Origin of the sequence: Wolbachia endosymbiont of Madathamugadia hiepei (assembly GCF_013366855.1) — a bacterium.
Classification (GTDB): Bacteria; Pseudomonadota; Alphaproteobacteria; order Rickettsiales; family Anaplasmataceae; genus Wolbachia.
The window spans coordinates 1-9,709 of the sequence record NZ_WQMP01000029.1; the positions used below are offsets into that span (position 1 = coordinate 1).

Annotated in this window: 5 protein-coding genes, 1 rRNA gene and 1 pseudogene; 6 read left to right on the plus strand and 1 reads right to left on the minus strand. The window is 37.6% G+C overall.

The features are described 5' to 3' along the window. Window positions 1-297 precede the first annotated feature (297 nt). On the plus strand, window positions 298-3,534 hold the full coding sequence (gene carB / locus GO685_RS01805) for a carbamoyl-phosphate synthase large subunit (RefSeq protein ID WP_175937313.1): 3,237 nt from the start codon (window positions 298-300) through the stop codon (window positions 3,532-3,534). 60 nt (window positions 3,535-3,594) lie between these two features. On the opposite strand, the gene GO685_RS01810 is transcribed toward carB, so the two are convergent. Continuing rightward, window positions 3,595-4,152 carry a hypothetical protein gene (locus tag GO685_RS01810; RefSeq protein WP_175937314.1) on the minus strand — a complete coding sequence of 186 codons (558 nt, stop codon included), beginning with the start codon at window positions 4,150-4,152 and terminating at the stop codon, window positions 3,595-3,597. Window positions 4,153-4,375: 223 nt separating this feature from the next. Between GO685_RS01810 and GO685_RS01815 the strand changes: the two genes are divergently transcribed. From GO685_RS01815 to GO685_RS05925, 5 genes and pseudogenes are all read left to right on the plus strand, one after another. Then, a 16S ribosomal RNA gene (locus GO685_RS01815) occupies window positions 4,376-5,879 on the plus strand. A 100-nt stretch (window positions 5,880-5,979) separates the two neighbouring features. Then, complete coding sequence (gene sdhC, locus GO685_RS01820; RefSeq protein ID WP_175937315.1) at window positions 5,980-6,357, plus strand: succinate dehydrogenase, cytochrome b556 subunit; 378 nt, start codon at window positions 5,980-5,982, stop codon at window positions 6,355-6,357. Next, a complete protein-coding gene (gene sdhD, locus GO685_RS01825) occupies window positions 6,354-6,719 on the plus strand; it encodes a succinate dehydrogenase, hydrophobic membrane anchor protein (RefSeq protein ID WP_175937316.1) in 366 nt (121 codons plus the stop codon). The genes sdhC and sdhD overlap by 4 nt, the downstream gene beginning before the upstream one ends. A gap of 83 nt (window positions 6,720-6,802) precedes the next feature. Next, entirely contained in the window at window positions 6,803-8,050 is a 1,248-nt protein-coding gene (locus GO685_RS01830; protein WP_175937317.1) for a hypothetical protein, read from the plus strand. A 102-nt stretch (window positions 8,051-8,152) separates the two neighbouring features. Then, a pseudogene (locus tag GO685_RS05925) lies at window positions 8,153-9,448 on the plus strand (sugar phosphate nucleotidyltransferase). Window positions 9,449-9,709: the final 261 nt, after the last annotated feature.

The following is a 9,709-nucleotide window of genomic DNA, read 5'->3' on the forward strand; positions in this document are numbered from 1 at the left end:
GAAATTAATAAAGACATGAGGTGCACATAGTGCAAAAAATTAAACATAAGACGCCAACCGTGATACTTTCGTCGTTTAATCTGCACAGATTAAAGCTAAATGAATAGCTCCAATACTATAATAAGGGAGTCGGCAAAGGTTGTCAAGTAGTTTTTTGTTTCCATTGGATGGCGGTTGGTCAAATCATAATGTTTGTGCAGTTATGGGTCTTAAAGTGGTAACCCATAAGTCTAATAAAAATTCACATATACAAGAAAGATTGGTAACATTACCTAAATAGAGATCGTCATTATAATTATGCCAAAATGTACAGATATAGAATCTATATTAGTAATAGGAGCAGGTCCAATAATTATAGGTCAGGCGTGCGAGTTTGATTATTCCGGAACTCAGAGTTGCAAGGTATTAAAAAGTGAGGGTTATAGAGTCATTTTGGTTAATTCCAATCCTGCAACTATAATGACGGATCCTGAGTTTTCTGATGCAACATATATTGAACCCATACTGCCTGAAATCATAGAAAAAATCATAATTAAAGAGAAGCCAGATGCAATATTGCCGACGATGGGCGGGCAAACCGCGCTCAATTGTGCAATGAAGCTTGCAGATGATGGAGTATTAGATGCATATAACGTAAAGCTGATTGGCGTAAATAGAGAAGCAATCAAAAAAGCTGAGGATAGGGAACTATTTCGCCAATCTATGGATAAAATAGGGCTAAAATACCCTAAAAGTATCATTATAAAAAATCAAGGCCAAATAAAGAAAGCTCTGGATTATATAGGGTTGCCTGCAATCATTCGTTCATCGTTTACTTTAGGGGGTATAGGTAGTGGCATAGCGTACAATAAAGAGGAGTTTATCAACATTGCAGAGAATGCTCTGAAAATTTCGCCAATAAATGAAGTTCAAATAGATGAATCCATTATCGGTTGGAAAGAGTACGAAATGGAAGTTATTCGTGATTGCAAAGACAACTGCATAATAGTCTGTTCAATAGAAAATGTTGATCCCATGGGAGTTCACACAGGTGATAGCATTACTGTTGCTCCTGCTTTAACTCTGCGTGATGCAGAGTACCAACAAATGAGAAATGTATCTATAGCAGTGCTAAGAGAAATTGATGTTAGCGCAGGTGGTGCAAATGTCCAGTTTGCAGTTGATCCCAAAGAAGATGGCAGCCTCGTTGTAATTGAAATGAATCCAAGGGTTTCTCGCTCTTCTGCACTTGCCTCAAAGGCAACAGGTTATCCCATAGCAAAAGTTGCAACTAAGCTTGCTGTTGGCTATTCACTTGATGAAATACGCAACGATTGTGCGCCAATTATACCTGCTGCATTTGAACCAGTAGTTGATTACATCGTCACTAAAATTCCTCGTTTTGAATTCGAAAAATTTAAGGGGACGAATTGTGAGCTATCAACCTCCATGAAATCGGTGGGGGAAGTGATGTCTATAGGACGTACTTTTAATGAATCACTACAGAAAGCTTTTCGTTCACTTGAAACTGGCCTCACGGGACTTGATGAAGTGTTCTCTGAAGATACAGATGTTGATCATATAAAATCTCAATTAGCAAAATTGCTACCAAACAGATTACTGATTGCTGCTGACGCAATGCGTTATGGAATAAGCATAGAAGAAATAAGTTCGATTACAGGGTATGATTTGTGGTTTTTGCAAAATATACAGCAGATCATCTTAGCTGAACAAAAAATTAAAGAAGCTGGTTTGCCTGAAACTGCACATGAGATATTAGAGCTGAAAAAGATGGGATTTTCGGATACAAGGTTGGCAAAATTAAGTAGCAAAAAAATAGAGCAAGTTGAAGCAATAAGGAAAAAATTTGGCATTCATCCAGTTTATAAACGTGTAGACACGTGCGCAGCTGAGTTTGAATCGGGCACTGCCTATATGTATGGCTGTTATGAAGGAGACGTTATAAATAAGACAGAGTGCGAAGCGAACGTTTCTGACCGAAAAAAGGTTGTCATTTTAGGCAGTGGACCAAACCGTATTGGTCAGGGTATTGAGTTTGATTACGCATGCGTGCATGCAGTTTCCGCTACCAAAGGAATGGGATATGAAACAATCATGATTAATTGTAATCCCGAGACTGTTTCAACTGATTATGATACTGCTGATCGTTTGTATTTTGCTCCACTAACCGTAGAGGATGTGCTTGAAATACTAAACAAAGAGCAAGAGAATGGTACACTAGTGGGTGTCATAGTGCAAATAGGTGGTCAAACGCCTTTAAAGTTAGCCAAAATACTAAATGAAAGGGGTTTTAATATCTTAGGTACATCTTTTGACTCTATAGATCTTGCTGAAGATCGTATGAGATTTAAAAACCTTGCTCTGCAGCTTGATTTGAAGCAACCTGAGAACTCTATTTGTCATTCAGTGGAAGAAGCGTTAGCCAACGCAGAGAAGGTGGGGTTTCCATTAGTAGTCAGGCCATCCTACGTTCTGGGTGGTCAATCCATGTCGATTAAGCACGATATTGAGAGCTTTAAAGAATATGTACTGGATCAGACTAAGATTTTTGAACATGGGTCGCTGCTACTTGATAGATTCTTAGTCAATGCAGTTGAGGTTGACGTTGACGCTATATGCGATGGGGAAAAAGTTTTCGTTGCGGCAGTTATGGATCATATTGAAGAAGCCGGAGTTCACTCTGGTGATTCAACTTGCTTGATACCGACAAACACGCTGAGTGATGAAGTCGTAAAAGAGATTGAATTGCAAACTGAAAGAATAGCTTTTGAACTGAAAGTGAAAGGCCTGATAAACATTCAATTTGCCATTCAAGAGAATGATATATACATACTGGAAGTGAATTTAAGAGCTAGCCGTACAGTTCCTTTTATTTCCAAGGTAATCAATATTCCTGTTGCGAAGCTCGCGACGCAAGTTATTCTAGGCAAAAAATTGGACCAGGAAAAGAAATCTCTTGATCACTTTGCAATCAAAGCTGCTGTTTTTCCGTTTACACGTTTTTCGGAAATTGACACTCTACTCGGTCCGGAAATGAAGTCAACAGGAGAGGTAATGGGAATCGACTCATCCTTTGAGGCCGCGCTAGTAAAAGCTCACATGGCTGCAGGATATAAGTTGCCAACAGAAGGAAGAGCTTTGATTTCAGTAAAAGATGATGATAAAGAATATATATTGCCAGTTGCACGAATGTTGAAGGGGCTGGGTTTTGAAATATACGCCACTAAAGGCACAGCCTCGTATTTGAACAATAATGGCATTGCTGCAAAAGCTGTAAATAAAGTGAGGGAAGGCAGGCCCCACATAGTTGACATGCTTAAAGATGGAAAAATAAATCTAGTGATCAATACCTCAAAAGGTGTCAAATCAGTTTCAGACAGCAAGGACATTAGAAGAGCTGCTATTTTGCAAAATATAGCTTATAGCACCACAGCGTCTGGAAGTAAAGCGTTAGTACTTGCAATTCAATATGTGAAAAGCAGCAGGCTGGAAGTAAAGTCATTGCAGCAGATACAAAACGCTGTTTATAGTTAATAAGAATAGACTTTTTGTACAGCTTTCAGCAGCACGCTGGATTCAGTAGAAACAAAAAAACTATGCAAGCAGTCTTTTACTTCCATATATCCGAAGTAATTCTTGCGCATTGGCTTTTATTAGAGTAGGGCATTTTCTGTCATTTAATAGTGAATGCAATATTTCAATTGCACTTTTAATGTCATTATTATGTATCTTTATTATAGCGATAGCTTCTTGACTTGAGTAAGGATACACCGCATTTGCTGCTAAATTATTGATTTTATCTTCATTTATTTTGTCACCGCTATAAAGCAAATTCATTACTTCTAAGTATTGTGCTAATTCACGCAAAACGTCAGGAACATCCTCATTATCTGCTATATCACTATAAATAGATGCTGCGTCTGTTGATGTTAAGTTTGAGATACGACTGAATGCACTTTCAAAGTCTGCTAAATGCTTCCAATTTGAGTCTATTCCCTCTAATAACTCACTATCTTTTTTGGAGAATAACACTTCATAGAACTTATTACCTGCAATTGTAGATTGTTTTGCATTATCAATATTACGTAACGAGTACAATGTTATGCCAATTAGCACTGGTACCAATGCAAGTAGAAAGATGTATTTCTTCATAGTGATATTCTCAATAGATATATATTTTTTATATATTAATGCTTTTTGATTTGCAAAAACTTATTGACATAGCAATTATATCACATAATAATGTTTTCAAAGTTGTTTGAATAGTTAGAGATCGAAATATTTCTAAAGTAGAAATAAAGACAGCAATATAAAGCTAATTATTTTTTTGTCGGATTTATCCGATGTACCCTCAACCTTTTATAGGTTGAAGTCTAAATTTGAGAGTTTGATCCTGGCTCAGAATGAACGCTGGCGGCAGGCTTAACACATGCAAGTCGAACGGGGTTATATTATAGCTTGCTATGGTATAACTTAGTGGCAGACGGGTGAGTAATGTATAGGAATCTACCTAGTAGTACGGAATAATTGTTGGAAACGGCAACTAATACCGTATACGCCCTACGGGGGAAAGATTTATTGCTATTAGATGAGCCTATATTAGATTAGCTAGTTGGTAAGGTAATGGCTTACCAAGGCAATGATCTATAGCTGATCTGAGAGGATGATCAGCCACACTGGAACTGAGATACGGTCCAGACTCCTACGGGAGGCAGCAGTGGGGAATATTGGACAATGAGCGAAAGCTTGATCCAGCCATGCCGCATGAGTGAAGAAGGCCTTTGGGTTGTAAAGCTCTTTCAGTGAGGAAGATAATGACGGTACTCACAGAAGAAGTCCTGGCTAACTCCGTGCCAGCAGCCGCGGTAATACGGAGAGGGCTAGCGTTATTCGGAATTATTGGGCGTAAAGAGCGCGTAGGCTGGTTAGTAAGTTAAAAGTGAAATCCCAAAGCTCAACTTTGGAATTGCTTTTAAAACTGTTAACCTAGAGATTGAAAGAGGATAGAGGAATTCCTAGTGTAGAGGTGAAATTCGTAAATATTAGGAGGAACACCAGTGGCGAAGGCGTCTATCTGGTTCAAATCTGACGCTGAGGTGCGAAGGCGTGGGGAGCAAACAGGATTAGATACCCTGGTAGTCCACGCTGTAAACGATGAATGTTAAATATGGGGAGGGTACTTTCTGTATTACAGCTAACGCGTTAAACATTCCGCCTGGGGACTACGGTCGCAAGATTAAAACTCAAAGGAATTGACGGGGACCCGCACAAGCGGTGGAGCATGTGGTTTAATTCGATGCAACGCGAAAAACCTTACCACTCCTTGACATGGAAATCATACCTATTTGAAGAGATAGGGTTGGTTCGGCCGGATTTCACACAGGTGTTGCATGGCTGTCGTCAGCTCGTGTCGTGAGATGTTGGGTTAAGTCCCGCAACGAGCGTAACCCTCATTCTTAGTTACCATCAGGTAATGCTGGGGACTTTAAGGAAACTGCTAGTGATAAACTGGAGGAAGGTGGGGATGATGTCAAGTCATCATGGCCCTTATGGAGTGGGCTACACACGTGCTACAATGGTGGCTACAATGGGCTGCAAAGTCGCGAGGCTAAGCTAATCCCTTAAAAGCCATCTCAGTTCGGATTGTACTCTGCAACTCGAGTGCATGAAGTTGGAATCGCTAGTAATCGTGGATCAGCATGCCACGGTGAATACGTTCTCGGGTCTTGTACACACTGCCCGTCACGCCATGGGAATTGGTTTCACTCGAAGCTAATGACCTAACCGCAAGGGGGGAGTTATTTAAAGTGGGATCAGTGACTGGGGTGAAGTCGTAACAAGGTAGCAGTAGGGGAATCTGCAGCTGGATTACCTCCTTAGGCTTTGTGCACAACTCACCACTTTTAATAGTGGTGCTGTGGTGTATTATATTGCTGTCTTTACTTCTACTTTATTTTAATTTCTTGATAATGGAATTTTATGAGTGATAGGCCTCTTTCTCCACATTTGCAAATATATAAAGTACAAGTTACTAGTTTTTTTTCTATTATGCACAGATTAACTGGTATCTTATTATTCCTTCTGTTAATGGTGCTTTCTTGGTATTTTATATTACATGTTTATTTTCCTGAGCTATTTATAGTAAAGTACTTGAATGTATTGTTATCTACTCCTATCGCTAAGTTAGCTTATGTTTTATGTCTTGTAAGCTTTCTATATCATTTTCTCAATGGTATTCATCATTTATTATGGGATGCTGGACTTAATTTAGAAATTACTAGTGTCTCAAAAAGTGCTATGCTACTGGCAGTAACTTTACTTTTCTCTACTATAGCTTTTTTATTTATGTTTATATGAGCCAATCTGGAAATTCAGTACATCACTGGTGGGTTCAACGTGTTTCTGCGGTGATTTTATTGTTTTTACTTCCTTGGTTTATCTATTCGTTTTCTTGCGCACTTTATGCTGATAGCCCTTTGTCTTTTAATGAAAAATTATTTCAGGCCATTGATCATCCTCTAGAGCTTTTATTTTTTGTTGTATTATTGTTTTGTATTTTCTGGCATGCAGTTCTTGGAATGCAAGTAGTGTGCGAAGATTACATACACAGTATACCTCTAAGAGTTTTTACGATTACATGTACAAAGTACTTGTCGAGCATCACTTATATAGCTCTTACTTTTACGATTTTTTTCTTTTACAAGCATATTTTCTTGTAAAATCGTCTATTCTATGTTAACATATTCTTAGCATACTGGTTTTATTATTGAACTATAGTGCTCAGTGATCTTCGTTTAGCAATATGTTAGAGACATTGAAAAAGTGGGGAACGGACCTTAGGCTAAAAGTGAAGGATTTATTTACTTCACCTGAATCTCAAGTCTATGTAAAAGACCTCAGGAAGGTAATGACATATAACGGGAAAAAATGTCAATACCTAAAAAATTATGATCAGATTGTAGAGTCTGGGGAAATTATAGAAAAAAAAGATAGGAATGGAAAGCTTGTAAAAGATGAAGAGGGAAATCCCGAATACCAGCTTGTATATAATGGATACAAGTTTGATCTAGCTTTGGTTAAGAAAGTTGATAACAGGTCTTATTTTACCATTGACTTTTTAGTTAATCCAAAAAAAAATAAGGATGTTAAGCACTATGATAGCTACTATAAACCATTTGAGTTTTCAAAAATCGATCTTGAAAAACATTTGCCAGTTTTTGAAGCTCAAAAAACTGAGAATTCTAAATACCCGTTTGAACTAACTAATTCTTCTGTGCTAACTAAAGAGGTAAAAAATAAAGAAGGTAAAATTCAGGAAGTTGTTGACCAGGAAGGAAGAAATGGAGAATTATTGTACACTAGTGACTATAAAAAGCTAAGCACTAGTTTTTTTGAAGTTAGGAATCAAAATGGTAATCTAGAGTTAGATAAAAGTCTTGTATCTGTTCCTATTGTTTTTGCTGCGGGCTTAGCTAAGATTTGTGCTAAACTGCTGACTTTCATTCCTATGAAGTTAGGGGAGCATTTAGTAAACAGACAAAATCCAATTGCAAAATTTTTTGGTTATCTTTTGTTCACTTCTGCAATGGCAGTGAAAAATTTAGTGAACATGGGAGCTACCGTACTTAAGGCTCCAATTTTGTTATTTGTGGCAGATAAGAAAAAATACGGTGATGCTTACTGGACTATGCGGAAACACCAATTAAAAGAATGTTTGCAAGAAACAAAAAACGATTATTCAGTTGTTAAAGAAGGGAAAAGATCAGAACCAGAAGAGAAAGATTATCCTGAACGTAAGATTGCAGGAACATGGAAAGAGCTTGATGCTAGGAGGCCAGGCATTGAGAGAGAGTTGGAAAAGGGGCTAAACAAAAGCAGTGAAAGCATAGATAAATCTGGGAAACCAGGGAAAAACTTAGAGGAGAAATTGCAAGACAAAGATAAACAAGATAATAAAAATCAGGAACGCAACACTTCTCATACTGATAGAGAGAAAAGAAGACGAAACTCACACAAGGGTAAAGAGTTTAACCACACTCGTACTAATTAGCAATTACTTTAAATTACTTTCTATTTTAATCGCTTCACAACAAAAGCTTGCGTGTATTTTACCTTTGGTATAAGATATTAATTAATTAATATCTTATACCAAATGCGCCCTGTAATACTGTGTGGTGGTAGTGGCAGTAGGCTTTGGCCTTTATCCAAGCCAAAGCAATTTCAGAAAATATTTAGTCATAACACCATGTTCCAAAATACTTTATTGAGACTAAAAGTGACTATATGCCACCCATAATTGCCACAAATATACAGTATGAGTCGTTAGTGATGGAGGAGTTAAAAGCGCTGCAAGAGTATAAAGTGATTTTTGAGCCGGTAAAGATCGGAACGGCAGCAGCAATATTGATTGTTGCACTTCTCTGTGATGAAAATGAGACAATGTTAATTCTGCCTTCAGACCACTTTATAGGCGATTTGAGCAATTTTTATGCTTCTGCTCAAAAAGCGGCTCGGATAGCCTCTGAAACTAACTCTATAGTTACTTTTGGAGTAAAGCCTCATGAATTTAATCCCGAATATGGCTATATCAATGCAGTTTATGGTCAGCAGGAGAAATACCATATAGTTAGGAGTTTTACAGAAAAACCTGAGCACGAATTGAGTAACGATCATTATTGGAACTCTGGAATATTCGTGTTTAAAGCAAAACGCTATGTAGATGAGATGAAAAGATCTGCCTCAAATCTTTATAATTTATGTTGTGCAAATGCGCAACATTCCATATTACAAGAGAGATTTCTGTGTTTAAAACAGCGGGATTTTGTGGGGATTGAAGACGTATCCATTGATTATTTGATAATGGAGAAAGCGGAAAACGTTGCAATGATAGAGGCTAATTTCGATTGGATGGATGTTGGGACTTGGAATGCAGTTTGAGAATTAAGTAAGAGATTTGATAAAGAACCGGTGTCATTTCAGCATATGACTGGAAAAAAAGAGCAGAATTTAACAGCAGAAAATAGTGCAAAAAAATTTATTAAGTAGAGCTTATAAGCGGCCAGATAAGAGCTTAATGCCATTTATTAGTAAAGTTAGGGAAGCAAAGGCAATAAGGAAAGAAATCAAGCCATGGGGGTTTTGCAGTGTAGTTTTAATGGGCGAGAATTTTCTTATAAAATATCTGTTTATAAGCCCATCGAGCTGCACTTCTAGGCAGTTTCACTGCTATAGAGATGAGTACCATATAGTGCTGTCAGGAGCTGGATATGTAAATTTAGGAAACAAAACACGTGCTATAGCGGCAAATCATGTGGTAGAAATTCCAAGGAAAGTTTCCCATAGGATTGAAAATAGAAGCGCAAACTTTCCACTTGAGATAGTTGAATTTCAAGTAGGGGAGCTTTTATCTGATAATGATATAGTAAGGTTGGATGATGGAAGATTTTGATGTACAAGCATTCTGATTTGACTACCCGTCTTCCAATAGAAACAAAAAAACTACTTGACAACCTTCGCCGTTACCCTTATAATGATACTGAAGCTATTTGTGCAGGTTAATGACAAAAAACTTAGTGTATTTGGCGTCTCATGTTTAAATTTTTGCACTATGTGCACCTCACGTCTTTTTAAAACTTCTGATTTTCAAGCTGAAACGCGCTTATAAGTCGTTTAAGACAGTATAGAACGTCAAATAGACAAGGGAGAATTT